The following is a 24,634-nucleotide window of genomic DNA, read 5'->3' as shown; positions in this document are numbered from 1 at the left end:
TCATCATTGTACGTTGCCACTACTTACACAACGCCTGTTGTGGTTGAAGGATTCGGCGGCCTGCGGGCCGCCTTTTTTATGCTAATCCGATTCCGACGCACGGCTGCCTGCCACCAGCGCCACGACCATGGCAGTGATCGCCTGCTCTCCTTCCGGTTTGCTGACATCGCCGCGTGCCACCGCGCCTGCGATGGCATCCGCGCCCCCCAGCAAGCCCCACATGCCTGCTTCCGGAATGCCGCTGCTGCCAGCCAGAGGGGCAAACCAGCGCTGACAGCGGGCGATAAAGTCGAGCTGATAGTGGCGTTTGACGGCAGCCAGTTCCGGCGAGGTGCTGAGCGCTGACAGCAACTCCGGAATCTCACGCCCTTCCGTCATCACACAATCCACATAACAGGCCGCAAGCACTTCCGCTTTTTGTTGCATCACCATCGGTGCGGCATTCATCGCCGCTTCCATCTTTTCGGTCTGGCGACGATCAAAATCGTCATACAACGCCGCCAGCAATCCATGACGGGTGGTGAAGTGGTCATAAACCACCGGTTTACTGACCCCCGCCGCGTCGCCGACTCTGGCCAGCGTCAGTGCCTCGCTGCCTTCGGTTTGCATTATCTGCCACGCGACGTCTGACAACTGCCTGCGTCGTGTCTCGCGTGTCAGACGCTTACGGGGTGTTTTTTCAACGGTCATGTTTTTCCTGATGGGCGAACAGACGCTGGCCCAGTTGATGCGCCAGCTGATAGTGTGACTCAGGATAACCTTCATCGCCGCTAAGCAACAGTTCACTGGTCACCACCGGCGCACCGCAATAGTCAAAGATGCCGTGATCAATCTGATTCCGCATGCTGGCGAAATAGCCGCGCCGCAGAAAGGTTCGGGTGTCAGCCGCGCCAATCGCAAGCAGATGCACGGGAAGATGGCCGAGGCGTTTTACGATATGGCCATCCTGCTCATCAAAGGCCCAGCCCGCGATGAAGACGCGGTCTATCCAGCCTTTAAGCTGTGCCGGAAATGACCACCAGTAGACCGGATAGACCAGCACCAGTGCATCGGCACGATCCAGCCGCTGCTGTTCTGCCAGCACGTCGGGAGGCGTCGGCGCCAGACCGTTGAAATGTCTGTGATCGCTGAGCGTAAAACGTGGATCAAACCCTTCTGCCGCCAGATCGGCCTTTTCAGCCGTATGATGGCCTGTCGCGATAATGCCCTGCGCCAGCTGGCCCGCCACGCGGTGGGTGTGAGCGTCCTGATTGGGATGGGAAGTCACTATTAATGCATGCATCGTCGTCACCTTACCTGATTAGTCATTAAGCTACTAAAGGTAAGTTACTATTGGTAGGTTAGCAAGCGGCGACCACTGATCGATTCGCTCACCGCACTTACTGTTTAAACGCAGAAGTCGCCAGCAAGGCCTGCTCCAGCAGAGGGTGATCGAACGTAAAGGGAAGGTGCGCCAGGCTGGCGGAGGGGAAATGGATCTGCTGCGCAATCTCTCTTACCCTGTCCGCGTTAATCGCCGCAGGCAGCGTCAGGGGAGAGTGGAAACGGCGCAGCAGCGCCAGCAGTTCAGGCTCCACCTGCTTACCCTGCTGTTCAATCCAGGATTGTACCAGCAAGCTAAAGCCGACCTTTTCACCATGCAGCCAGTTATGCAGCTCTGGCTGGTGAGTCAGGCGATCGTGGATGATATGGGCAAAACCGGGGGTTGCCATCTCATCCTGAATACTGTTAGCCAGCCCCGCCAGCACAATGTTGGCTTCAATCACTTTCTCCAGCGCCGGGGTGACCTGCTGCCTGATGTTATCGGCCACCGCCGTGTCTCCCCAGCGTTTCAGCACCGTCACCGCCTGCCAGGCGGCTGCGACTTTAAGATCCAGCGCCAGCTGGTGCGGCGTCTGTCGCTGATAAGGCTCAAATTCAAACCATTTGGCCAGCGCATCCACGATCCCGGCCCGCAGATAGCGTACCTCGCTGCGGGCGATGACCTCGCTGTCCACCAGAATCCGCTCCGGCATGGCATTAAGCGGCTGGCTGCGCAGATGGCCGCCGCGCTCATCATAGATAATCGCCAGCGGAGACCAGGCGGCACAGGTGGCGGCCAGCGTGGCGAAGTTCACCAGCCGGATATCCGGCAGCGCGTCGTTGACCGCTTTGGCACAGTCCAGCACCCGCCCGCCACCCACAGCCAGAATCAGGGTAGCGCCGTGCGTCTGCACCTGCTGTTGCAGCGCAGCAATCGCCGCATCGGTACACTCACCGGTCAGCGTGTCGAGCTGCCAGCGGATCCCCGCCCGTTCCAGACTTATGCTCATGTCAGGATTCACCGCCTGCCAGGCCCGCGGCGAGGTGAAGATGTGAATATGCGAGGCAAGCGGCCGGATAATTTCTCCCACCCCGGCCCGCAGCCCTGGCCGTTGCAGATAGCCTTTCGGCGACATCACGCGAAACATGGTTGCTCCTTATCGACGATAAGCCAGCGAGCGTACCAGCCGGTCGCCGAGTTTCTGAATAAGCATCACCAGCGCCAGCAGCACCACAATGGTGGCCGCCATGATTTGGTTATCGAAACGCTGATAACCGTAGCGAATCGCCAGATCGCCCAGCCCGCCACCGCCAACCACACCCGCCATCGCCGAGAAGCCAATCAGCATCACAATCGTCAGGGTAACGCCCGCCACCAGCGCGGGAAGCGCTTCCGGCAGCAGCACACGGCTGACGATATGCCACAGGGTACCGCCCATTGATACCACCGCTTCTATACGGCCGCGGTCGACCTCATCCAGCGCGTTCTCCACGATGCGGGCAAAGAAGGGAAATGCCCCCAGCGTAATCGGCACAATGGCGGCAGTGCTGCCCAGCGTGGTGCCGACCAGCAGACGGGTAAAGGGGATCAGCGCAATCAGCAGTACCACAAACGGCAAGGCGCGTCCGGTATTTACCAGCGTATTCAGCAGCAGTGAAATCGCGCGATTGGGCAGAATGCCTTTTGGCCGGGTCAGAAACAGCAGCACGCCCACCGGCAGCCCTATCGCGACCGTGAAAAGGGCCGCCAGCAACACCATATACAGTGTTTCGCCAGTGGCGTTCAGCAGCAGTTCCTGAAACCGCTCACTACTCATGCTACGCATCGGGTTAACGCCTCATGCTGATATTTTTCGATAAACGCCCGGTCTGCTTCGCCATCCTTCAGCAGCATTTTGCGCAGGCGTCCCTCTTCACGTCCCATGATCTGGCTCAGGCTGCCGCTCTCAACCAGCTGGCCATTCTCAAGCAGCGCCGCCCCGTCACAAATCCGCTTCACCACCGCCATTTCATGGGTGATCAATACAATGGTGATATTGAGCTGCTGCTGAATATCGGCCAGCAGATCGAGAATCGAAGTGGTGGTTTCGGGATCCAGCGCGCTGGTCGCCTCATCGCACAACAGATAACGGGGTCGGGCGGCCAGCGCGCGGGCGATGCCGACGCGCTGTTTCTGTCCACCGGAGAGCTGCGACGGCCAGGCCGCAGCAAAGGAGGCCAGCCCCACCAGTTTCAGCAGCGATGCGACCCGCTCGCGACGTTCAGCCGCAGGCACACCGGCAATCTCCAGCGCCAGATCGACGTTGTCCTGCACGTTGCGCGAATGCAGCAGATTGAAGTGCTGGAAGATCATCCCCATCTGCTGTCGCTGCTGACGCAGTTGCGCCAGGCTCATCGCAGCGAGATCCTGCCCGTCAATTTCAATCAGGCCGCTGGTGGGACTCTCCAGCCGATTGAGGCAGCGCAATAGTGTACTTTTTCCCGCTCCGCTCCGACCGAGGATGCCAAAGATGGTCCCTTCTTCGATGGTGAGTGAGATGTCGTCTAACGCTGGCGCAGATGCGCCAGGATACTGTTTGCTGAGATGACTGAGTTTAATCATGCTGCTGGTCCGCAACCGGAATCACTGAGCCCTGATAATTTTTACGGATAAACTCCGCTACCTGCGGCGAGCGCAGATCTTTCGCCAGCTGTAACACGCGGGGATCTTTCGCCAGTTCTGGCGTCGTTACCAGCAGGTTGGCGTAGGGATTATGTGCTGCAGACTCCAGTCCCAGCGCATCTTTCGATGGGGTCAGACCGGCTTCAAGCGCGTAGTTGCCGTTGATAATTGCGGCATCCACATCATCCAGCGAGCGTGGCAGTTGCGGCGACTCAATCTCAACGATCTTAATTTTCTTCGGGTTATCACTGATATCTTTCGGCGTCACCAGCGTCGAACCCGTTTCACCCTGCGCGTTGAGTTTGATCACCCCTTTGTCCTGCAACAGCCAGAGTGCGCGGCTCAGGTTAGTGGTATTATTCGGTACCGCAATGCTGGCCCCTTCAGGTAGCGCCGCTAAACTTTTCACTTTCCGCGAATAGATACCCAGCGGCTCGATGTGAACACTGGCGGCCACGGCAAAGGTTTTCCCCAGCGCCTTCTCCTGATCTTTCAGGTAAGGCAGATGCTGGAAGTAGTTGGCATCCACATCCCCGGCGGCCAGCAGCTCATTGGCATTCACGCCCCCGCTCAGCTCAACAATTTTGAGATCCAGTTTCGGATCCAGGGTTTTGACATACTCCAGGATTTCCGCATGGGGCAGCGGATCGGCCGCTACGCGCAGCGGCGCGGCCTGTAAACTCTGGGCAATCAGCAGTGAAAGACCGGCAAGGGCCAGAAAGCGCTTTTTAATCATCATCATTTATCTCTTATCGTTATCAGTGGGTGTTGTGTTCGGGGTAGAAACGCTGGGCAACTTCCGGATGCGAACGCAGCCGGCCTTTAAGGTAGTTCCAGCCCACTTCGCGCAGCAGCGGATTAAGCGGATCGCTGCTCGGTCCCTGTGCCAGTTCAGCCAGCTGAGGAGGCAGTTGATAGATCGGCACCACGGCGTCGAGTTGCGCGCCAAGGAAAAAGGCGATGGATAAGCGCTCGCTGCTCTGCGGTGGCGACACCACACGGTGCACCGTTGCGCGAAGATAACCGTTGGTTGCCAGCTCCAGCAGCTCGCCAATGTTCACCACAAACGCGCCCGGCAGTGGTGAGGCATCGATCCAGTTGTCCGGCGTCACTTCCACCTGTAAGCCCGGCTGATCGTCCTGCAGTAACATCGTCAGGAAGCCTGAATCTTTGTGCGCGCCAACACCCTGGCGTGATTCGCCCTCCGTGCGGCCCGGATAACGGATCAGTTTGATATGTTCGTTGGGATAGTCGCCATAGAGGTTATCGAAGGCGTTGCGCGGCAGATTCAGTGCCCCGGCAAAGGCGCGCAGCAGCTCCAGCGCCACCGCTGTCATCTGCTGCTGCCAGCGGGTGACCACCGTTTGCAGTTCAGGTAAGGCTTCAGGCCACTGATTCGGCCCCTGCATCCGTTGCCAGGTGGGTGAATCGGCGGTAACGGGCAGCGCTTCCCGTTCCGCACCAATATCAAACTGCTCGCGATAGTCAGGCTGGCTGCGGGTTATTTCAACCCCCGCCAGGTTATAGCCGCGAAAATGCGGCGAGTTCGCCATCGCCACTGCGGATTTATCCGCCTGTGGCAGGGCAAAAAATTTCCGCGCGACGTGCTGAACCTCATCTAATAGTTCACGGTCGATGCCGTGATTGATTAAATAGAAGAAACCGACATCACGCGCGGCCTGGCTTAATTTTTCCAGGACCTGTTGCTGCTGCTGTTGATTACCTGACAATAATGCGAAATCAATTACCGGCAATTCTGCTGTGGTTAACGCGCTCATGATTGACACTCTGTTGGCATGGAATCGCTTTACACTGCCATTTCATTTATGCGTTAACTACCAACTAATCCTGCTATGTATATGCGACGGATGGGAATATCCCACCACGCCGCGGGCTTTAAACCCGCAGATTACTCTGCGCTCCACGCCACGAATGCCGGCGGTAACCATGCCGTAATCTCAGGCAAAGGCTGTTGATAAAGCGCAATCTCGACAAAACAGGTCTGCGCACTGCACCCCTGGCCGAGTCGTGAACTGCCGCTATCCTGGGTCAGCACATTGGGATTGCCGTGTTTATCCAGCGGCTGGCCCTCCTGCTGATCGAGCGGGTCATACCAGGCGCCGGTCGACATCTGTACGACACCCGGCAGGATATCCTGCGTCAGATGCACGCCCGCCAGCAGCGCGCCGCGTCCGTTAAAGACTTTTACGATGCTGTTCTCCTCAATGCCGCGCGCAGCAGCATCTTCAGGATGCATCCAGAGTGGCTCACGCCCGGCAATTTTGGTGGCCCGGCTGACCCGTCCATGATCGTACTGACTATGCAACCGGGTCCGTGGCTGGCTTGAGAGCAGATGCAACGGCCACTGCTGCTTTTCCTGCTGTTGCGCCTGGTATTCCGGCGCATACCAGCAGGCAAATCCGGGCGCTTCGTCATACCCGAAATCGGCCACCTGCTGAGAAAAAAGCTCGATTTTCCCCGACGGCGTGCTGAGCGGGGCTGACTCCGGGTTATCGCGAAACGCTTTTAGCAGGATCTGCGGCGTCTCTGGCGCGGGATACTCCACCACTCCCTGTGACCAGAACGCCTCAAGGGGCGGCAGTTCGATGCCCTGCGCTGCCGCGCGTGGCCGGGAATCTTCATAGAGTGACTGAAGCCACTGGCGCTCATCACGCCCCTGCGTAAAGGCGTCAGCAAAACCGAGCCGCTGCGACAGAGCGGCAAAAATTGCGTAATCCGATTTTGCAGCTGCAAACGGCGGCAGATGCTGCGGCATGGCGATGATAAAACCGTCGTTGCTGGCGCTGCCAATATCTTCACGCTCCAGCGACGTGGTCGCAGGCAGCACGATGTCGGCAAATTTTGCCTGCGCCGTCCAGAACTGCTCATGCACAATTACAGTGTCCGGCCGCTGCCAGGCGCGTATCAGCTTGTTGATATCCTGATGATGATGAAAGACATTGCCGCCCGCCCAGTAGACCAGCCGGATGTCGGGATAGACCCGCTGTTGCCCATCAAACTCATAGTGCCCTCCGGGATTGAGCAACATGTCGGCGATGCGTGCCACCGGAATCGTCTCCTGCACCGGATTATGACCGGCGGGCAGACGAGGCCCGGAAAACTGTCGCCGGGCGGCACCGGCCAGATTGGTTGAGGCGTAACCAAAGCCCAGCCCGCCGCCGGGCGTGCCGATCTGACCCAGCAGAGCGCTAGTCGCAACGGTGGCCCAGAAAGCCTGCTCGCCCTGCCGCGCCCGCTGCACTGACCACGCAATATTCACCATCGTTTTATGCGCCGCCATCTGCCGTGCCAACGCACGGATTTCCGCGGCCGCCAGCCCGGTCAGCGGAGCGGCCCATTCTGGCGTTTTAGCTATACCGTCGCGTTCACCCAATAGGTAGGCGGCATAGTGGTCAAAGCCCACCGTGTAACGTTCTGTGAATGGCGCGTCATAGAGAGATTCAGTAATTAACACCTGCCCGATTGCCAGTAACAGCGCCGTATCGGAGCCGGGCTGTATCGCCAGCCACTCCGCATCCGCCACCCCAGCGAGATCGTTTCTGACCGGACTGATATTGATAAATCGGGTGCCATTTTGCCGCAGCGTGGTTAACCAATGAGAAAGCGCATGGTCATTAGCCCCGCCGCCATTGACCTGCGCATTGCGCAGCGGCAAACCCCCGATAGCCACAAACAGTTCGCAGTGCTCTGCCAGAACCGGCCAATGGGTATGGTGACGTTGTAACTCATCCAGGTTACCGATGATGTGCGGCAGCGTGCGTTCACCGGCCGCAATGCTGTAGGTGTTGGTGCTGGCGGTGTAGCCGCCATAGTGGTTAAAGAATCGATGAAGCTGGCTCTGGGCATGATGGAAACGTCCGGCACTCGACCAGCCGTAAGAGCCGGCGTAGATCGCCTGATTGCCGTGCTCTGTTTTGACACGCTCCAGTTCCTCCGCCACCAGCTGCAACGCAACATCCCAGCTCACCTCCACAAACGGCTCTTTGCCGCGCCCGTTGCGGGATGCGCTTCTGTTCTGGAGATAACCGAGCCTGACGGCCGGATTTTTGACCCGGGTTTCGCTTTGCACCGCGCCCGGTAACGACTGCCCGATCGCAGAGGGATTACGGTCCCACGCCACCGGCCTGACCGACGTCAGCGTGTCCCCTTCGGTGGTGACGTGATACGTGCCCCAGTGCATAACAGCTAAATCATTCTTTTTCATGGCTCACTCGCGTCGGATACGGCGCGAGAGACGCGTACCCAGGGTTTGCAGTAGCTGGACAATGACAATCAGCACCAGCGCAGTCGAAATCGTGGCAAAGGCATCAAAGCGCTGATAGCCGTAAGTGATGGCGAGGTCGCCAATGCCGCCGCCGCCCACCGTGCCCGCCATCGCCGTCGCACCCAGCAGGCCGATAGTGGCGGTGGTCAGGGCTAACACCAGCGACGAGGCGGCTTCCGGTATCATGAAATACCAGATGGTCTGCAGCGTGGTGGCACCCATCGCATTGGCTGACTCCAGAATGCCCTCATCCACCTCCAGCAGGGCATTCTCCACCAGCCGTGAAATATAGGGCGCGATAAATATCACCAGTGGCACAATGGCCCCCGCCGTACCGATGGTGGTGTTCACCAGCAGGCGCGTCAGCGGCAGAATAGTGATCAGCAGAATAATAAACGGCAGTGAACGGATGATATTCACGATCGGGTTCAGCAACTGATGTACCAGTCGATTCGGCTGTATCCCACCCGGACGACAGATCACCAGCACAATGCCAAGCGGCAGGCCCAGCAGCGAACCAAAGCCCAGCGACAGCGCCACCATAATCAGCGTGTCCTGCATCGCCGTCAGGAACTGATCGCCGGTAACGGCGGTTTCAAAGAGTTCTGACATCACTGATTTTCACTCCGGTCGCGATGAGAAACTGGATGGCCGCCTCGCGTCTTGCGGGCTCGCCTTTGATCTGCACAATCATGAAACCCAGAATGGTACGCTGTACTTCCGTCATGCTGGCGAACAGGATATTCACTTCAACCTCATGTTCACGGATCAGGCGATTGATGATCGGCTGTTGTGCCGTGCTGCCGACAAACTCCAGCCGCAACACGTCGACAGCCGGATGCTGGCTTAACAGCGCAAGGGTCTGCTGTGGCAGGCGATCGTGAATAACGGACTGCACAAAGCTGGCGCTCACCGACTGTTGCGGTTCAGCAAACAGCGACAGGACATCGCCCTGTTCAACGATACGGCCCTGCTCCATCACCGCCATCCGGTTGCAGATCTTCTGGACCACCGACATCTCATGGGTGATCAGGACAATGGTGATGCCGTAACGCTGATTAATCTCCTGTAACAGCAGCAGAATCTGTACCGTGGTCTGGGGATCCAGCGCGGAGGTCGCCTCATCACACAACAGAATCGCGGGATTGGTTGCCAGCGCGCGGGCAATTCCGACGCGCTGTTTTTGACCGCCGGAGAGTTCATCCGGGTAGCTGTGGGCTTTGTCGCTGAGGTTAACAAACGCCAGCAGCTCCGCCACGCGGGTGGCGATAAAATCTTTATCCCGGCCCTGTAAAATCAGTGGGATGGCGACGTTGTGAAACACCGTTCGGGCATTGAGCAGATTGAAGTGCTGGAAGATCATGCCAATCTGCTTTTTGACCTGAATTAAGCGCTTTTTGCTGATCCCTTGTAACGCTTCACCCTGCACCTCAACCGAGCCGGTTGTGGGAGTCTCCAGGTGATTAATCAGGCGCAGCAGCGTACTTTTTCCGGCTCCACTGGTGCCGATGACGCCAAAGATGTCACCCTGGTTGATGCGCAGATTAATCTCCTTCAGCGCCTGCACTTCTGCACCGTTTCGCGCAAACGTTTTGCTGACATGGCGAAACGCAATGGCTACCTGACTCATTTGAAATAATCTGGCAGCAGATAGCCCGCATACTGCGCATTACCGGTGATATAGCTTTTAAATTCTGCTGAGTGGTAGCCGGCAATAATGTCACGGGCAAACTGAGCCTGCTTATTTTTACCGGCAACCGTCACCACGTTAATAAACTGGCTGGTTGCCGCTTCCAGTTTCAGTGCCGAATTGAGTTTCATGCCACTGGATACCGCGAAGTTGCCCTGAATGACTCCATAGTCAACGTCGGGAAGTGCACGCACCTGCTGAGCGTTATCCATCTCTTTGAGCACGATTTTGTAGGGATTTTCCGTGATATTTTTCTGCGAAAAAGTGGCAGCATCGCTATCGGGGCTGATTTTGAGCCAGCCGATGCTCTGGAGTAACAGCGCCGCCCGGTACTCATTTGAGGGCTGATTGGGCACAGAGACCGTGCTGCCCGGCGCGGGTTGAGTCAGCGTTTTCACGCGCCCAGAGTAGAGCCCCATTGGCGGGGTCGGCACCTGCACAATCCCAACGTTATCAATGCCAAGCCGGTCATTTACCGACTTAAGATAGACAGGATGCTGCATGATATTGGCGTCAATCGTCCCGCGATGAACAGCATCATTAACCTGAATTCCATCACTGAAATCTTTATACTCCAGAGTATACCCCTGCCTGATTAATAAGGGCGCGACGCCTTTTTCAAATTGCTCTTTATAAGGCCCTGGATTAAATCCAATCCGTATTTTCTTCTGGTCGGCTGCCTGAGCGGCAGAAATAAAAAGGCTGGCGGTGGTCAGTGCCAGAATAATTCCCCGGGATGTGATCTGCATTGTTTGCCCTGATTCATTATTGTGAGAGCGATCGATTTAATCACAGCCATCGCGGAGAGGAACAGGCAAAACCCAGCCCCGACTTTGGCTTATTTATGCTAACGATAGTCACATGCTGGATATTCGAATCCTTGCAAATAACAGCGTTATTTCTGCTAAAGATTTTAATGTCAGCTGTGTCATCCTTCCTCGCTTAACACTGTTTATTGCGGGAGAGATATGGCGGAGTTTGCAGCTTCAGAGATGGTCGCAGGGCTGGAAGAGAACCTCTTCAGCATGCTTGAAAAGCAGGCAGCACAACTGGATGATGCGCTGTTACCGCTGATCGATCTCTCCTCCGGCAGTCCACGTCAGCCAACGCCGCCCGCGGTAATCGCTTCATTACAGGCTGCGGCAGCGAAACCGGAGAACCATGAGTATCCCTCGTTCTGGGGCAAACCCGCGCTGCGCCGTGCTATCGCAGCCTTTTACCAGCGTCACTACGGCGTCACGCTCGATCCTGAAACTGAAGTGGCGCTGTTCCAGGGCGCGCACATTGGCGTCAACGGTTTTCCCCGCGCCCTGCTCAATCCGGGGCAGGTGTTGATCTCTACCGATCCCTGCTATCCGCTCTACCGCTCAGCGGCCCGTCAGGCAGGTGCCGATTTTTATGGCATTCCGCTGGAGGCGTGCAATGATTTCCTGCCCGATTTCACCCAGGTGCCGGACGAGGTCGCGGCGCGTGCCGGTCTGCTGCTGCTCAATTATCCCCATAATCCCACTGGCGCACTGGCGACAGCCGCGCTGTTCGCCGACGCGCTGGCCTTCGCCCGCCAGCATCATGTTCCGCTGATTCATGACTTCGCCTATGCCACGCTGGGCAGTGAGTCGGGCGAACAGCCGCTGAGTCTGCTGGCACAGCCCGATGGCAAAGCCTGGGGCGTGGAAATCTACACGCTGTCAAAAAGCGCACTCATGGCAGGCTGGCGGGTGGGATTTGCGGTGGGAAACGCCTCGATGATTGCAGCATTTAAAAAACTTCATACTCATAGCTACAGCACGGTGTATGGCGCGGTGCAGGATGCCGCCATCACCGCGTTGTCGCTGCCCGCTGAACAACTCAGCTTGCTGGCAGAGCATTACCATCAGCGGCGCAGAGTGATTTTAGCCAGGCTGGCAGCAATGCACTGGCCGGTTCGCGCCCGTCAGGGCACCTTTTTCCTCTGGCTGGCAGCGCCAGCTGGTTTCACCGGGGAGCAATTCGCCGCCCTGCTACTGGCCCGGTGTCATCTGCTGGTGGCACCGGGTAACGGGTTTGGCGCAGCGGGTCGTGATTATATTCGCATCAGCCTGACAACCGGGACGGAGCAATTACTGCAGGCGCTGGATCGCATCGACGAACTGAAACTGTTTAAGTAGCGCATCAGCACCGGGAAAACCAGTTCCAGATATAACCAGAGCACCAGCCGCAAGTTATTACCAAATGTTCAGACCCGTAAGCAGGCGTGAATAAGTTCACTATGCTGGGTTTGTCAGTAAATGCAGTTATTTCGGCTGAAAACTTGCAAAAACTTACAATCGTAGTCTAGAGTTTACCGGCTGCGGTTTCTGCCGCTTCACTTAAAAATTATTCGGCTTCTTATAGCTTTCATTTCCACGGTTTCTTCTGAACATTGTTTGCGGCTGCGAAAGCTATAAGACTCCTTCATTGATGCACCTGAGGAGAATATGGACACCAGAAACTCATCGTCTGAACACCCAAAGAAACATTTCTGGAACAGGAAGCCAAAAGAGCTGACTGTTGACGACATTACCGTAATCGACAACGACATGCTGAAGCGTGCAGTTGGCGCAGCTGCGTTAGGTAATGCGATGGAATGGTTCGACTTTGGCGTATACAGCTATCTCGCCGTGATCATCGGCAAAGTCTTCTTCCCGGATGCCAACAACGCGGTGCAGCTAATCGCCACCTTTGGTACGTTTGCCGCGGCCTTCCTGGTACGTCCGATTGGCGGCCTGGTATTTGGCCCGCTGGGTGACCGCATCGGACGGCAGAAAGTGCTGGCGATGACGATGATCATGATGTCGATTGGTACGTTCTGTATCGGTCTGATCCCGGCTTACTCTTCAATAGGCATCATGGCACCGATTCTGCTGCTGGTGGCACGTCTGATCCAGGGCTTCTCAACCGGTGGTGAATATGGCGGCGCAGCGACCTTTATCGCGGAGTACTCTACCGATAAACGCCGGGGCTTTATGGGCAGCTTCCTGGAATTCGGCACCATCGGTGGTTACCTGCTGGGTGCCAGCCTGGTCACGGTGATGACCACCGTGATGTCGAATGAGGCGATGATGTCCTGGGGCTGGCGCGTGCCGTTCTTTATCGCCGCGCCGCTGGGCCTGTTTGGTCTCTATGTGCGACTGAAGCTGGAAGAGACTCCGGCTTTCCAGCAGCACATGGAAAAACAGGAAGCACTGGAGCAAAGCAAGCCGCGTCTGACGCTGATGCAGATGCTGAGCAAATACCGCGCACCGATGATGAAATGTATCGGTCTGGTACTGCTGTTTAACGTCTCTAACTACATGCTGACCTCGTACATGCCGAGCTATCTGACCGGCGTGCTGGGTCTGCCAGAGTTGAGTGGCCTGCTGCTGGTGATGGTGGCGATGTTCGTGATGATGCCGCTGACGCTGCTGTGGGGTCGCTGGACTGACCGCATCGGTCGTCGTCCGGTGATTGCCTTTGGTGCGGTGGGTCTGATCCTGCTCGCCATCCCGAGCTTTATGCTGATCGGGTCCGGTAATATGTGGGCGGTATTTGGCGGCCTGATGATTCTGGGTGTACTGCACACCTGCTTCAGCGGCACTATGCCTTCGACGCTGCCTGCGCTGTTTACTACCGATATCCGTTACAGTGCGCTGGCCATCGGCTTCAACCTTTCGGTATCGCTGTTTGGGGGTACGACACCGCTGATTACCGCGTGGCTGGTGGATACCACTAAAAACAATATGATGCCGGCTTACTACATGATGGGCGCGGGCGTGATTGGCCTGCTCACCATTCTGACGGTACGTGAAACAGCCCGTCAACCGCTGACCGGTTCATCCCCTGCGGTAGCGACCAAAGCGGAAGCGCATCGCCTGATCGACAAGCTGCGCAAGCGGCACAAGCCATCAGCGACCACCGCGAAATAACTGTTCTGACACCCTGCTCTGCAGGGTGTTTTTTTATCTGCCATCCGATCTGTTTACCCAGCTGATTTAACTGCCCTGAAACGCGCCACTTTCGCCCGATTGCCACACAGCGCCATGCTGCACCAGCGGCGGCGATGCGCTTTGGTGCGATCGTAAAACCACAGTGTACAGGCGGGATGTTCACAGCCACGGACTCTGCTGAAATCCTCCTGCGCCAGCAACATCGCAGCCTGTTCCGCAACCTGTCCCAGCCGCTGCATCACACTCTGGCCCGCATAGACCCGCCTGATTTTTAAGGCACCCGGCTCCCCGGTCATTTGCAGATGGCTGGTCGCTTCACCCAGCCAGGCGTTCAGCGCCTGAATATCAACGCCCTCTCCCGCTTTGTGCTGCTGCACGTTATCACGAATGATCTGACGTAAGTGACGCGCTGCTTCCAACAGTGCACCCGGTTCATGCTGCGGAGCCGGGGCATCTGGTGCCAGTCCGGCCTGGTGTAGCCAGGCTTCAACATCCTGATCGGTTTGCCAGAAGTCGTGCGGCTGGCCTTCCACGATGGCCAGGGTATTGATGAAATCCAGCGCCGGATGATCGGCCAGAAACCACGGTCCCTGGGCGGTGTGTGATTGCGTTTCCGCCATGATATTGCCTCCCTTGTTAACTCTGCTGAGGCCACTGTAACCGACAAAGTACTATTTGAATAGTTACGCTGCACCTTTTGTAACCATCATAAATTGATTTGACAGGTTACATTCTGGCTGCATAATGACTCTTAGTAACCCCATAAACATCATTTAACCAGTTACAGGAGTTCAGCATGCGTGATCAATCCATTTCGTATCGTTACCAGCAGGCCGATGGCGTCAATATTTTCTATCGCGAAGCGGGCGATCCTTCCCTGCCGGTACTGCTGCTGTTGCATGGCTTTCCCACCTCTTCACATCAGTTCCGCAATCTGATCCCGCTTCTGGCCGATAAATTTCATCTCATCGCACCCGATATGCCGGGCTTTGGCTTCACTGAAGTGCCTGCTGAGCGCAACTATTCCTGGACCTTCGACGCGCTTGGCCAGACGCTGACCGCCTTTGTCGATGCACTGGGGCTGGAACGTTATGCGATGTATGTTTTCGACTATGGCGCACCTGCCGGTCTGCGACTGGCACTGGCTTACCCCGATCGCGTCAGCGGACTGATATCACAAAACGGTAACGCTTATCTTGAGGGATTAGGAGAGGCCTGGGCGCCGGTCCGCGCCTACTGGGACGATCCCAGCGAAGCAAATGGTCAGGTGATCCGTGACGCCATCCTGACGCTGGAAGGGGTGAAGTGGCAGTATCTGCATGGGGTGAGCGATCCGCAGCAGATCGCCCCGGAAACCTATACCCTGGATACTCTGCTGATGGAGCGCCCCGGTAACAAAGATATTCAGCAGGCCCTGTTTCTCAATTACGCCAGTAATCTGAAACGTTATCCGGAATTTCAGGCGTTCTTTCGCCAGCAGCAGGTGCCAACGCTGGTGATCTGGGGCAAGCACGATCCGTTCTTTATTCCACCGGGCGCAGTGGCCTGGCAGCGGGATAATCCACAGGCGGTGGTCGAGATGCTGGATAGCGGCCACTTCGCGCTGGAGACGCACACGCATCACATTGCGTCGCGCATCCGCGAGATGTTCAGTGGCGACTGACCCGCTGCGCGCAGAGGCAGGCTATTCAGCGCTGCCTCTGCAAGCGTGCAGGTCACTCATTGCTAAAGCGGCCAACGGTGCTGGCCGCGCCCAGCGCATGGCCTTTCAGCTGTGCAACCAGCTCTGCCTGGGTTAACCCCGCTTTCAACTGACCCACCGGCAAATCGGTGGCGATCAGCACAAAGTTATAGTGATGCAGCCCACTGCCTGCAGGCGGGCAAGGGCCATAATAGTGCAGCGTCCCTGGGGTATTTTTTCCGCCGGTGTAGTCCTTGCCCTTTGTCAGAGCACCCTGCGCAAATGACGAGCGGCTGGCGGGAATGTTATAGGCCACCATGTGGGTAACGCCGAGCCCTTTGGCCCCGACCGGATCGGTCATCAGAAGAGCCAGACTGCGGGTGCCCGCCGGAATCGCAGACCAGTTCAATTCGGGAGAGATATTCTCACCGGTACAGGAAGGATTACTTTTATTGGCACCGGCAAACTTTTTATCCAGTAGCGCATTATCGCTGAAGTCCTGTGATTGCAGCGTAAATACCGACGCCGCCAGCGTGGTCATTGGCAAAACGGCCAGCACCGTCGCGCAGAGTAATTTTTTCACCAGCCACTCCTTATCAGATTACTCAAGAGATTATGTTCCGTATGGATTGCGTCACAGCCTGATTACTATAACGGCTTTAACGCGATTGACCCGACTGACCGCCTGTTCAGGGGTAAGGAAACGGCAAATCTATGATCTCCGTCGCGCTGGCTGAGAGAGCTGGCGCGTTGCCCTGTGACGCATTACCCGATATAAGTTAACGCGTCTGGCTGAAGTTTCGCCTGAATCATCGTCACTGTCACCGATAAGTGGACACTATGCAGATTGAAGATCTCCGGATTTACGTTGCCGTAATGCATGCTGGCAACTTTACTGCAGCAGCTGAGCATCTGATGCTATCGAAACAGTATGTCAGCCGCCGCATGGCTGCGCTGGAGGCATCATTAGGGGTACGACTGCTGATCCGTAACACCCGTAAGCTGTCTGTAACGGATGCAGGTTTACTGTTCGCGCAACATGCTCAGCGCATTCTGGATGAGATTCAGGAAGCGCAACTGGCGGTGTCAGAGCAGCAGCAGGCGCTGCGCGGCACCTTCCGAATCAATCTGCCGATGTCCTTTGGCATGAGCCACCTCTCCCCCCTGATTGCCGAATTTCTGAGCCACCATCCGTCATTGCAGTTTCATATTGAGCTGGCTGACCGCTATGCCGATGTGATTGGCGAAGGCGTTGATATGGCGATTCGCATCGGTACGCTGGCTGATTCCACACTGATTGCCCGTCCGCTCGGCGAGCTGAAGCGGGTTATCTGCTGCAGCCCCCGCTATCTGGAACGGGCAGGCGTGCCGCAGCAGCCAGAAGCCTTGCTGCAACATGCCTGTCTGCGCTACGGACGTGAAGGTCAGAATGGCTGGGAACTGCAGGTCAATGGTAAACCGAAGTGGCTGGCGGTTCAGGGCCCGATGGTGAGTAACAATGGCGAGGTTCTGCGTGATGCCGCACTGGCAGGCTTAGGACTGGTATTGTTACCCGCCTTTATCGTTGAGACAGCCCTGCAACGCGGTGAGCTGGTGACCGTGCTGGACGACTATCTGCCGCCCCCGCTCTCCCTGAATGCGGTTTACCCGCAGCACCGTCAGCGCAGCGAAGTAAACCGCCAGTTACTGGCCTTTCTCCAAACGCGTTTAGCGTCGAGACAGCACTAAAGTTTTTTTAATGCCGCAAAGACCCTGGCGACAGCGACGGCACCCGGATCAGACACGCCGTTGAGGTTAGCACTGTTAAGATAAGATGATCGGCCCGCTTTTGCTTTCCCCATGCTGGCGGTTGCATCACTGCCCTGCTGTGCCGCATCAGCCGCCTCTGCCAGCGATTTACCCGCCACCAACGCCTCGATTGCCGGTTGCAGCGCATCAATCAGCGTGCGATCTCCTGGTTGTGCCCCGCCATACTGCTTCATCTTCTCCAGACCCTGTTGCAGGGCCGCGGGCAGCGCATCGCCTTCGGCCAGCTGCTGCGCAGCAGCAGTGAAAAAGATCGCCATCAGTACGCCGCTGGAGCCGCCCATCACCGTAGCCAGTCGCTCACCCGTCACCGCGAGCAGATCGGGCAAGGCATTTAACGGCAGCTGATTATCTGCACATTCGCGCTGGATCTGGCGTGCGCCAGCAGCAAAGGTCGAACCGGTATCGCCATCACCGACCTGCGCATCCAGTTTGTTCAGCTCGCTTTCGCTGGCGATCAGGGTTTCACAGATGCTGTTAACAAACGCAGCGACGGTCGGGTTATCTGAGGGTTGCGCCGGATGCGCTGTTGCCTCTTTTGTCGCGTTAACCGGCTGCAGCGGCGCGACTTTAACCGCCTGAACCCAGCCGGTGACCTCAACCGGCGCGCAAATCGCCTCCTCGAACAACGGCGTCAGCGTCATGGAGGTGACGGAAAAGCCCTTCATGTCCAGCGCGGTCATCAGCGGAGCCGGGCCAATCAGATAATCACTGCCCCGGCTGAGCGGCGACTCAATCAGGTCACGCGTGACCAGACTCATCTCCAGCGCGGACATGCCGCCAAGATTATTGATTAACAGCGCGCGTGGCTGATCGTTGTCCGGCATCACTTTCTCCAGCAGGTGCTGCACAATCTGCTGACTGTTTTGCGTCTGCATGACGTCAACACCCGGTTCGCCGTGAATCCCCAGCCCCATTTCAACGCTGCCGTCTGGCACCCGCTGGCCGGTCTGTTCATCCGGCAGATGGCAGCTTGAGAGCGCAACGCCCATGGTGGCGATAGCACGACTGGCTGCCTCTGCTGCCTCGGTCACCGCCGTCAGGTCATCACCCCGCTCTGCGACGAAGCCCGCCACTTTATGCACCAGCAACGTGCCCGCGACGCCGCGTGGCTGAGGGTTATCGGGCAACGCAACATCATCACCGACAATCACCATATTGACGCTGAATCCCGCTTTGCGCGCTTTTTCTGCCGCCAGACCGAAGTTGAGGCGATCCCCGGTGTAGTTTTTCACAATCAGCAGACATCCCGCCTCACCGGTAATATTGATGATGGCGTTGTAAACCGCGTCAACGCTGGGGGAAGCAAAAACATCGCCACAGACGGCAGCCGTCAGCATCCCTTTGCCGATAAAGCCGACATGGGCCGGCTCATGGCCTGAACCACCACCGGAAATGAGCGCGACCTGCTGTTTTTGCCAGTCATTACGCATCACGATGCGAATGCGCGGATCGACCTGCAACCGGACCAGATTGCGCCACGGGCTGGCGTAAATCATGCCATCTAACGCGCTGTCGACGAGATCATCCTTTTTATTCATTACGAATCGGGTCATGTCTTCTTTCCTCATAGGCATGCGGGTTTGCTGATGACCCAGTGTTACATACCACTGACGACAGTGAGAAATCCATCAACAGATCTGTAGCCTGATTTCAGACATACCGCACGGAAACCAGCTGACACAGACGCAGTGATTTTTACTAATTGATTGATTTTTATCAAATGTCTTTACCTGAAAGTGAGAGGTTCTGCGCAGAACATGAACCGGGGATCACGGATGGTAAAAATTCATTTGTTAACAGAGGATGTTTTAATGACCCAACGTATGATTCTCAATGAAACCGCCTGGTTTGGTGCTGGTGCTTTGCGCCATTTGCCGGAAGAGGTACAACGTCGCGGGATGCGAAAAGCACTGATCGTCACTGACAAAGCGCTGGTCGCGGCGGGTGCGCTGAAGCGGGTGACCGATCTGCTGGCGCAACATCAGCTTGACTGGGCGGTGTATGATGAGGTGGTGCCGAATCCTACCATTCGGGTTGTGCAGCAGGGTGTTGCGGTGTTCAGAGAGTCAGGTGCCGACTACCTGATCGCCATTGGCGGGGGCTCACCACAGGATACCAGCAAGGCGATCGGCATTATTATTAATAACCCTGAGTTTGAAGATGTCCGCAGCCTGGAAGGCGTCAGCCCCACCCGTCATCCGTGCGTGCCGATCATCGCCATCCCGACCACGGCAGGCACCGCCGCAGAAGTGACGATTAATTACGTCATTACCGATGAAGAGAATCGCCGTAAGTTTGTCTGTGTCGATCCCCATGACATTCCGAAAGTGGCGATCATTGATGCGGAGATGATGGCGAGCATGCCAGCGTCGCTGAAGGCTGCGACCGGTATTGATGCCCTAACCCATGCCATTGAAGGCTATATCACACGCGGAGCCTGGACCCTGACCGATATGCTACACCTCAAAGCCATTGAGATTATCAGCCAGTCACTGCGTGAATCGGTGGCAGGAAATATTGAGGCAGTTGAGCAGATGGCGCTGGGACAATATGTGGCCGGTATGGGTTTCTCTAATGTCGGCCTTGGTCTGGTGCATGGCATGGCACACCCGCTGGGCGCTTTTTACAATGTCCCGCACGGCGTAGCCAATGCCATTTTGCTGCCGCAGGTGATGGCGTGGAATGCCTCAGGCACTGGCGAAAAATATCGCGACATTGCCCGTGCAATGGGTGTGAAACAGGTTGAGTCATTGTCGCTGGATCAGGCACGGGAAGCGGCGGTCGCCGCGGTGCGTCAGCTCTGTCGCGATGTGGGTATTCCCCGCTCGCTGCGTGAAGTGGGCTTAAAAGAGGCGGATATCCCTGCACTGGCACAGGCCGCGCTGGATGATGTCTGCACCGGCGGCAACCCACGTACGCCGGACCTGGAGGACGTGATGGCGTTATACCGCCAGAGTTAAAGCGCATATCCTGTAGTGATGCACTGCCGATAACAGGCCCGTCCTCGCTGGCGGGCTTTTTTACGTCATGGCAACGCTTAATCCGGGAGCCTTCGCCAGAGGTTGTTCAGTCTGACTTACGGCATCAGCCAAGGTTTTAGCCGCGTTTATCCTGCCTGGTTTCAGCCTGAAATCGCCCGCTGTTACGATGAAGTTCAGCGAGCGAACCAACTGCCCTTACCCATGATTTCTTTAGATGCTAAACCCTGATTCACTTGATCTGGATCACAAAAATCCGCATCATGCGCAGCGAAAACCTTAATGACGCTGCGGAGATATCAATGACACTGTACCAGGGTATGCTAATTTTCTATGCCGTTGTTGCATTGATCGCTACGCTGATCACGTTCTTCATCGCCAAAGATAAGCTGAGCATCAAACTGCTGAGCGCCTTTCTGGTGGGGGCCACCTGGCCGATGAGTTTTCCTGTCGCGCTGATGTTTGCTCTGTTTTAATTGACATTATCCCCTTAGATACCACACTCAGGTAAGACGTCCCTGACCTGCAAACCGCCGATCACCGACGTGGCCTTGTTCATGACGGTTAATAAGGAGCGGATATGCGCGTTATCAGTGTGATGATTCTGGTTTCTCTTCTCAGTGCCTGTAGTGCCCCATGGCATGCTGAAAAACCGGTTCCGGCGGCCGAAACCCGCCAACAGACCTGCCAGCCAGGCTCCAATCCCAGCCAGAACGACTGCGGTCATTTCCCTGAACCTGAATTCCATTGATCCTGTCACAAGGCGATCGCTGCTGTGAGATCTCAATTACGCTATTTCATCGCATAACAAGGCTTTACACGCTGCTAACCGGTCAGTAAAGTAGCGCCCAGACATCAATTCTGATGCGTAAGCGTTAACGTCAACCAACGCCCCCGCAGCACTGCTGCATGTGATGATCCCTGCCATGATGCCTGTACAACACCCAGCTAAACCTCTCGCTGCGTATTCCAGCGCCACATTTTTTTTGTTCGTCCTGCTGCTGACCGCGGCTAATCTTCGTGCGCCCATTACTGTCATCGGCCCGGTACTACAGGATATCCGCCAGACCTTTGGCCTGAGTGTCGGTGAAGCGGGTCTGTTTAACTTTATTCCACTGATGCTGTTTGCCCTGCTCGCCCCACTGGCCGCCTGGCTGGGAAATCGCGTCGGGCTTGAGCGCAGTTTATGGGGCGCGCTATGCCTGATCACTGCCGGTTCGCTGTTGCGCTGGCTGCCTGCTGAAGCGGCGTTGTGGAGCGGAACGCTGTTGCTCAGCGCAGGTATTGCCGCCGCCAACGTGCTGCTGCCGCCACTGATTAAACGCGATTTCACCGCCCACACTGCTAAATATATTGGCCTTTATGCCGCCACCATGTCGATTACTGCCAGCCTGGCATCTGGCATTGCCGTTCCGCTGAGCCAGCTTTCAGCGGCAGGCTGGCGACTCTCGCTGGTTGTCTGGGCGCTACCGGGGCTGATTGCGCTACTCGTCTGGCTGCCGCTGTTACGTCAACGGCGGTCAACCGCAGCGTCCGCCGACGCGCCCGTTGCATATCGCCATCCGTGGCGAACGCCCGGCGGCTGGCAAATCGCACTGTTTATGGCGCTGCAATCGCTGGCGTTTTATACCCTGATTGACTGGTTTACGCTGTTTGCCCAGGATAACGGCTTCAGTCAGGCCCACGCAGGCTGGCTGCTGTTCTGGTATCAGGCAATTGCGATCGTCGCTAACCTGGGCTGCATGGTGGCGCTGAAGCGCGTAAAAGATGCCCGGCTTACCGCGTTCATTGCTTCATCAGGCATTTTCCTCGGCATGCTGGGCCTATTGTTCAATCCGCAGTGGGCCGTCATCTGGCTGACACTGGCCGGACTGGGCGCAGGCGCATCACTGGTGCTCTGCCTCTCACTGTTTAATCTGCGAGCCACTCATCACCGTCAGGCGTCACAGCTGTCGGGCATGGCACAGTGTGTCGGGTATGCGCTGGCGGCACTTGGCCCTTTGTTCTTTGGCGTGCTCCATGAGCAGAGCGGTAACTGGACGCTGCCCTTCAGCGTGCTGGCAATGCTGAGCCTGTTACAGATGCTGCTGGCTCCGCTGGCAGCGCAGTCAAAACCCATTAGCTGAAAATGCGGCGGAGCCGTTAACAATAAATGACTCGCCGATCGCGGATGCTTAGCATCACGGGTCGGCGGGAATCGACGGGAGAATGTGCGTGTCTGAACTGAATAATGCTCTGCTGCAGGAGATCCTGGATCAGGTGCGTCCGCTGATCCATCAGGGAAAGGTGGCTGACTATATCCCTGCGCTGGCGGATGTGGCTGCCGATCATCTGGCAATAGCGGTTTGCCTGCGTGATGGCACCCTCTTTCAGGCGGGCGATGCTGAAACGCGCTTTTCGATTCAGTCGATCTCCAAGGCGCTTTCTCTGACCGTAGCACTGACCCGCTATGAGGACAGCGAAATCTGGCAGCGGGTCGGCAAAGAGCCTTCTGGCCAGCCATTTAATTCATTGGTTCAGCTGGAGCTGGAACAGGGCAAGCCGCGTAATCCGTTTATTAATGCCGGTGCGCTGGTGATTTGCGATCTGCTGGAAACCCGACTGACCGCCCCGCGTCAGCGAATGCTGGAAATTGTGCGCCAGCTGAGTCAGCAGTCCGATATCAATTACGATCGCCACGTTGCCCGCTCTGAGTTCGAACATTCGGCCCGCAATGCAGCGATCGCCTGGCTGATGAAGTCGTTTGGAAATTTCGACAACGATGTCACCAGCGTGATGCAGACCTATTTCCACTACTGTTCCCTGTCGATGAACTGCGTTGAGCTGGCCCGCACGTTTATCTATCTGGCGAATCAGGGCAAAACGCTGGATGGCAGCCAGATGATTACTCCACGTCAGGCGCGGCAAATTAACGCACTGATGATCACCAGCGGGATGTACGACGGCGCTGGCGAATTCGCGTGGAGAGTCGGGATGCCCGCAAAATCGGGCGTGGGTGGCGGGATTATTGCCATCATCCCAGGTGAGATGAGCATTGCCGTCTGGTCGCCTGGGCTGGATAGCGCGGGCAATTCTCTGGCCGGTACCGCTGTGCTGGAATTGCTGACCGAGAAGCTGGGGCGATCGATATTCTGAGTCTGAGCGCGCAAGTCACAGGCTCGCTGTGGTGAAATGCGGCGGGATTCCCATGATTTCGGGAAGCTGATTTTGCATTTTCCGTGTAGTCCGCTGGCGATTTGAGTCGTCAGCGATAATCAGAACTCAAAAAACTAATTAGTGCGAAATCTGCGCCAGATCGTCTTCATTCAGACCAGTCATCCGCATAACGGTATTGCGATCCATGCCACTCTTCAGCATGGTGTGGGCAATTCTGAGGCTTGCTCCACGACTACCTTCTGTCCGTCCCTGTTCAATACCCTGTTCAATGCCTTTCTCAAGCCCTATCTGCTCAAGCTGTTGTGCGATAGTCATAAGTGCGTTCTCGTGTTGGGGCACACGCTGTGCCAGCTCCCGTACAAAGGCTTTGGCGTCCGATGTTTCACCCGCCTGTACAATGTAGTGTACCAGCGTTATCACCTGTGATGAAGAGTGATAACCAGCCTGCAAAATGGTTACCAGCCTGTCCATCATTTCAGCCAGATCACGCTGCCGGATATGCTTCTGCAACAGGGTCAGAGCCGCCATGCTGCGATGTTGCATGATCTCATCGTCAGGAATCACCGTGACATCGACCAGCGGAAAACTGCGGCTGTAAAGCCTGTCCGCCAGCGCCGGGGCGTCGAACTCATCCAGCCACCGGGTCGAATAGGGATAGGGAGTGCGTCTGCCAGTGTAAAACAGTACGGGAATTACCAGCGGCAACCGCTTATGCCCTGCTTCAAGATGGCGCTGCATGGCAGCCACTGCATAGCGCATCAGCCGAAATGCCATATGTTTGTCTGGCACAGACTGATGCTCAATGAGTACATGGATATATCCATCGCCAGCGGTTGTTTTAAGACTGTAAAGCACGTCGCTGAAGTACTGCCGGAGGTCATCCTCGACAAATGACCCCGACTCCAGTTTCAGCGTGCTGAGATCACAGCATATGCGCAGCTCTGGCGGCAAATGCAGCTCCATGAAATCCCGGGCAATATCCGGCTGAGTCAGAAATTGCCGGAATGTGGCATCATGAGGCACAGGCGTGCTGTTCTTCTTTTTCACCGGCCAGAATCCTTTCTGTTCCTGAAGCGCTTACAACGGCTGATTCAGCCAGTAAAAGACGCTAATTCCTGTAGCGCACG

At 56.6% G+C, this 24,634-nt stretch carries 24 protein-coding genes; 9 read left to right on the top strand and 15 right to left on the bottom strand.

Going from position 1 to position 24,634, the window contains the following annotated elements; genetic code table 11:
- Positions 1 to 81 precede the first annotated feature (81 nt).
- The 11 genes from ACMGGP_RS21985 to ACMGGP_RS21935 form a co-directional block, all read right to left on the bottom strand.
- Positions 82 to 690 (bottom strand): TetR/AcrR family transcriptional regulator, encoded by a 609-nt coding sequence (locus ACMGGP_RS21985; protein ID WP_498798903.1) that lies wholly within the window; start codon positions 688 to 690, stop codon positions 82 to 84.
- A complete protein-coding gene (locus ACMGGP_RS21980; RefSeq protein ID WP_498798902.1) occupies positions 680 to 1,282 on the bottom strand; it encodes an NAD(P)H-dependent oxidoreductase in 603 nt (200 codons plus the stop codon). Before ACMGGP_RS21980 ends, ACMGGP_RS21985 begins: the two co-directional genes overlap by 11 nt.
- Positions 1,283 to 1,379: 97 nt before the next feature.
- Positions 1,380 to 2,450 (bottom strand): iron-containing alcohol dehydrogenase family protein, encoded by a 1,071-nt coding sequence (locus tag ACMGGP_RS21975; protein ID WP_191923947.1) that lies wholly within the window; start codon positions 2,448 to 2,450, stop codon positions 1,380 to 1,382.
- A 9-nt stretch (positions 2,451 to 2,459) separates the two neighbouring features.
- The gene (locus ACMGGP_RS21970) at positions 2,460 to 3,128 is read right to left on the bottom strand and encodes a methionine ABC transporter permease (protein ID WP_022624728.1); all 669 of its coding nucleotides are present in this window, start codon (positions 3,126 to 3,128) and stop codon (positions 2,460 to 2,462) included.
- Positions 3,116 to 3,904: a methionine ABC transporter ATP-binding protein gene (locus ACMGGP_RS21965; RefSeq protein WP_050498567.1), complete on the bottom strand. Its 789-nt coding sequence runs from the start codon at positions 3,902 to 3,904 to the stop codon at positions 3,116 to 3,118. The genes ACMGGP_RS21970 and ACMGGP_RS21965 overlap by 13 nt, the downstream gene beginning before the upstream one ends.
- On the bottom strand, positions 3,897 to 4,706 hold the full coding sequence (locus ACMGGP_RS21960; RefSeq protein WP_498798901.1) for a MetQ/NlpA family ABC transporter substrate-binding protein: 810 nt from the start codon (positions 4,704 to 4,706) through the stop codon (positions 3,897 to 3,899). The genes ACMGGP_RS21965 and ACMGGP_RS21960 overlap by 8 nt, the downstream gene beginning before the upstream one ends.
- A 16-nt stretch (positions 4,707 to 4,722) precedes the next feature.
- Positions 4,723 to 5,742, bottom strand: a complete 1,020-nt coding sequence (locus ACMGGP_RS21955; protein ID WP_010670745.1) for an isopenicillin N synthase family dioxygenase — start codon at positions 5,740 to 5,742, stop codon at positions 4,723 to 4,725.
- 131 nt (positions 5,743 to 5,873) lie between these two features.
- Entirely contained in the window at positions 5,874 to 8,189 is a 2,316-nt protein-coding gene (locus tag ACMGGP_RS21950; protein WP_498798900.1) for a molybdopterin-dependent oxidoreductase, read from the bottom strand.
- 3 nt (positions 8,190 to 8,192) lie between these two features.
- Positions 8,193 to 8,861, bottom strand: coding sequence for a methionine ABC transporter permease (locus ACMGGP_RS21945; RefSeq protein WP_010670743.1), 669 nt, complete (start codon positions 8,859 to 8,861; stop codon positions 8,193 to 8,195).
- Positions 8,845 to 9,879 carry a methionine ABC transporter ATP-binding protein gene (locus ACMGGP_RS21940; protein WP_010670742.1) on the bottom strand — a complete coding sequence of 345 codons (1,035 nt, stop codon included), beginning with the start codon at positions 9,877 to 9,879 and terminating at the stop codon, positions 8,845 to 8,847. Before ACMGGP_RS21940 ends, ACMGGP_RS21945 begins: the two co-directional genes overlap by 17 nt.
- Complete coding sequence (locus ACMGGP_RS21935) at positions 9,876 to 10,688, bottom strand: MetQ/NlpA family ABC transporter substrate-binding protein (RefSeq protein ID WP_010247400.1); 813 nt, start codon at positions 10,686 to 10,688, stop codon at positions 9,876 to 9,878. The genes ACMGGP_RS21940 and ACMGGP_RS21935 overlap by 4 nt, the downstream gene beginning before the upstream one ends.
- 219 nt (positions 10,689 to 10,907) lie before the next feature.
- Between ACMGGP_RS21935 and ACMGGP_RS21930 the strand changes: the two genes are divergently transcribed.
- A complete protein-coding gene (locus ACMGGP_RS21930) occupies positions 10,908 to 12,086 on the top strand; it encodes an aminotransferase class I/II-fold pyridoxal phosphate-dependent enzyme (RefSeq protein ID WP_498798899.1) in 1,179 nt (392 codons plus the stop codon).
- A 309-nt stretch (positions 12,087 to 12,395) separates the two neighbouring features.
- Positions 12,396 to 13,862, top strand: coding sequence for a glycine betaine/L-proline transporter ProP (gene proP / locus ACMGGP_RS21925; RefSeq protein WP_010670739.1), 1,467 nt, complete (start codon positions 12,396 to 12,398; stop codon positions 13,860 to 13,862).
- 53 nt (positions 13,863 to 13,915) lie between these two features.
- On the opposite strand, the gene ACMGGP_RS21920 is transcribed toward proP, so the two are convergent.
- Positions 13,916 to 14,503 carry a CGNR zinc finger domain-containing protein gene (locus tag ACMGGP_RS21920; protein WP_010247406.1) on the bottom strand — a complete coding sequence of 196 codons (588 nt, stop codon included), beginning with the start codon at positions 14,501 to 14,503 and terminating at the stop codon, positions 13,916 to 13,918.
- 176 nt (positions 14,504 to 14,679) lie between these two features.
- Here ACMGGP_RS21920 and ACMGGP_RS21915 point away from each other — a divergent pair, with 176 nt between their 5' ends.
- Positions 14,680 to 15,546: an alpha/beta fold hydrolase gene (locus ACMGGP_RS21915; RefSeq protein ID WP_010247407.1), complete on the top strand. Its 867-nt coding sequence runs from the start codon at positions 14,680 to 14,682 to the stop codon at positions 15,544 to 15,546.
- A 52-nt stretch (positions 15,547 to 15,598) separates the two neighbouring features.
- On the opposite strand, the gene ACMGGP_RS21910 is transcribed toward ACMGGP_RS21915, so the two are convergent.
- Complete coding sequence (locus tag ACMGGP_RS21910; RefSeq protein ID WP_010247409.1) at positions 15,599 to 16,147, bottom strand: YbhB/YbcL family Raf kinase inhibitor-like protein; 549 nt, start codon at positions 16,145 to 16,147, stop codon at positions 15,599 to 15,601.
- 257 nt (positions 16,148 to 16,404) lie between these two features.
- Here ACMGGP_RS21910 and ACMGGP_RS21905 point away from each other — a divergent pair, with 257 nt between their 5' ends.
- A complete protein-coding gene (locus ACMGGP_RS21905; protein WP_307595071.1) occupies positions 16,405 to 17,292 on the top strand; it encodes a LysR family transcriptional regulator in 888 nt (295 codons plus the stop codon).
- Here the strand turns inward: ACMGGP_RS21905 and ACMGGP_RS21900 are convergent.
- Positions 17,289 to 18,926: a dihydroxyacetone kinase subunit DhaK gene (locus tag ACMGGP_RS21900; RefSeq protein WP_010247413.1), complete on the bottom strand. Its 1,638-nt coding sequence runs from the start codon at positions 18,924 to 18,926 to the stop codon at positions 17,289 to 17,291. The two genes, ACMGGP_RS21905 and ACMGGP_RS21900, sit on opposite strands and share 4 nt — an antisense overlap.
- Positions 18,927 to 19,184: 258 nt before the next feature.
- Between ACMGGP_RS21900 and fucO the strand changes: the two genes are divergently transcribed.
- The 5 genes from fucO (at position 19,185) to glsB (ending at position 23,486) form a co-directional block, all read left to right on the top strand.
- On the top strand, positions 19,185 to 20,333 hold the full coding sequence (gene fucO / locus ACMGGP_RS21895; protein ID WP_010247415.1) for a lactaldehyde reductase: 1,149 nt from the start codon (positions 19,185 to 19,187) through the stop codon (positions 20,331 to 20,333).
- Between the two features lie 320 nt (positions 20,334 to 20,653).
- Positions 20,654 to 20,827 carry a GhoT/OrtT family toxin gene (locus ACMGGP_RS21890; protein WP_010247416.1) on the top strand — a complete coding sequence of 58 codons (174 nt, stop codon included), beginning with the start codon at positions 20,654 to 20,656 and terminating at the stop codon, positions 20,825 to 20,827.
- Between the two features lie 104 nt (positions 20,828 to 20,931).
- On the top strand, positions 20,932 to 21,102 hold the full coding sequence (locus tag ACMGGP_RS21885) for a YdgH/BhsA/McbA family protein (protein ID WP_010247418.1): 171 nt from the start codon (positions 20,932 to 20,934) through the stop codon (positions 21,100 to 21,102).
- Positions 21,103 to 21,277: 175 nt separating this feature from the next.
- Positions 21,278 to 22,477, top strand: a complete 1,200-nt coding sequence (locus ACMGGP_RS21880) for a CynX/NimT family MFS transporter (protein ID WP_033787258.1) — start codon at positions 21,278 to 21,280, stop codon at positions 22,475 to 22,477.
- Positions 22,478 to 22,565: 88 nt separating this feature from the next.
- The gene (gene glsB / locus ACMGGP_RS21875) at positions 22,566 to 23,486 is read left to right on the top strand and encodes a glutaminase B (RefSeq protein ID WP_029519319.1); all 921 of its coding nucleotides are present in this window, start codon (positions 22,566 to 22,568) and stop codon (positions 23,484 to 23,486) included.
- 138 nt (positions 23,487 to 23,624) lie between these two features.
- Here the strand turns inward: glsB and ACMGGP_RS21870 are convergent, their stop codons facing one another.
- A complete protein-coding gene (locus ACMGGP_RS21870) occupies positions 23,625 to 24,554 on the bottom strand; it encodes an Rpn family recombination-promoting nuclease/putative transposase (protein WP_010670735.1) in 930 nt (309 codons plus the stop codon).
- Between the last annotated feature and the right edge of the window lie 80 nt (positions 24,555 to 24,634).

This window comes from Curtobacterium sp. BNK-1, assembly GCF_048685235.1.
Lineage (GTDB): Bacteria > Pseudomonadota > Gammaproteobacteria > Enterobacterales > Enterobacteriaceae > Pantoea > Pantoea agglomerans.
This window is presented reverse-complemented; position numbering and strand designations above follow the sequence as displayed.

What these genes read in the sequence shown, in the direction of transcription:
- ACMGGP_RS21970 (WP_022624728.1), bottom strand. Translation starts at nt 3,128, where the DNA reads ATGCGTAGCATGAGTAGTGAGCGGTTTCAGGAACTGCTGCTGAACGCC.
- ACMGGP_RS21920 (WP_010247406.1), bottom strand. Translation starts at nt 14,503, where the DNA reads ATGGCGGAAACGCAATCACACACCGCCCAGGGACCGTGGTTTCTGGCC.
- ACMGGP_RS21975 (WP_191923947.1), bottom strand. Translation starts at nt 2,450, where the DNA reads ATGTTTCGCGTGATGTCGCCGAAAGGCTATCTGCAACGGCCAGGGCTG.
- ACMGGP_RS21930 (WP_498798899.1), top strand. Translation starts at nt 10,908, where the DNA reads ATGGCGGAGTTTGCAGCTTCAGAGATGGTCGCAGGGCTGGAAGAGAAC.
- ACMGGP_RS21935 (WP_010247400.1), bottom strand. Translation starts at nt 10,688, where the DNA reads ATGCAGATCACATCCCGGGGAATTATTCTGGCACTGACCACCGCCAGC.
- fucO (WP_010247415.1), top strand. Translation starts at nt 19,185, where the DNA reads ATGACCCAACGTATGATTCTCAATGAAACCGCCTGGTTTGGTGCTGGT.
- ACMGGP_RS21915 (WP_010247407.1), top strand. Translation starts at nt 14,680, where the DNA reads ATGCGTGATCAATCCATTTCGTATCGTTACCAGCAGGCCGATGGCGTC.
- ACMGGP_RS21885 (WP_010247418.1), top strand. Translation starts at nt 20,932, where the DNA reads ATGCGCGTTATCAGTGTGATGATTCTGGTTTCTCTTCTCAGTGCCTGT.
- ACMGGP_RS21955 (WP_010670745.1), bottom strand. Translation starts at nt 5,742, where the DNA reads ATGAGCGCGTTAACCACAGCAGAATTGCCGGTAATTGATTTCGCATTA.
- ACMGGP_RS21960 (WP_498798901.1), bottom strand. Translation starts at nt 4,706, where the DNA reads ATGATGATGATTAAAAAGCGCTTTCTGGCCCTTGCCGGTCTTTCACTG.
- ACMGGP_RS21980 (WP_498798902.1), bottom strand. Translation starts at nt 1,282, where the DNA reads ATGCATGCATTAATAGTGACTTCCCATCCCAATCAGGACGCTCACACC.
- ACMGGP_RS21940 (WP_010670742.1), bottom strand. Translation starts at nt 9,879, where the DNA reads ATGAGTCAGGTAGCCATTGCGTTTCGCCATGTCAGCAAAACGTTTGCG.
- ACMGGP_RS21880 (WP_033787258.1), top strand. Translation starts at nt 21,278, where the DNA reads ATGATGCCTGTACAACACCCAGCTAAACCTCTCGCTGCGTATTCCAGC.
- ACMGGP_RS21890 (WP_010247416.1), top strand. Translation starts at nt 20,654, where the DNA reads ATGACACTGTACCAGGGTATGCTAATTTTCTATGCCGTTGTTGCATTG.
- ACMGGP_RS21985 (WP_498798903.1), bottom strand. Translation starts at nt 690, where the DNA reads ATGACCGTTGAAAAAACACCCCGTAAGCGTCTGACACGCGAGACACGA.
- proP (WP_010670739.1), top strand. Translation starts at nt 12,396, where the DNA reads ATGGACACCAGAAACTCATCGTCTGAACACCCAAAGAAACATTTCTGG.
- ACMGGP_RS21900 (WP_010247413.1), bottom strand. Translation starts at nt 18,926, where the DNA reads ATGACCCGATTCGTAATGAATAAAAAGGATGATCTCGTCGACAGCGCG.
- ACMGGP_RS21945 (WP_010670743.1), bottom strand. Translation starts at nt 8,861, where the DNA reads ATGTCAGAACTCTTTGAAACCGCCGTTACCGGCGATCAGTTCCTGACG.
- ACMGGP_RS21950 (WP_498798900.1), bottom strand. Translation starts at nt 8,189, where the DNA reads ATGAAAAAGAATGATTTAGCTGTTATGCACTGGGGCACGTATCACGTC.
- ACMGGP_RS21905 (WP_307595071.1), top strand. Translation starts at nt 16,405, where the DNA reads ATGCAGATTGAAGATCTCCGGATTTACGTTGCCGTAATGCATGCTGGC.
- ACMGGP_RS21965 (WP_050498567.1), bottom strand. Translation starts at nt 3,904, where the DNA reads ATGATTAAACTCAGTCATCTCAGCAAACAGTATCCTGGCGCATCTGCG.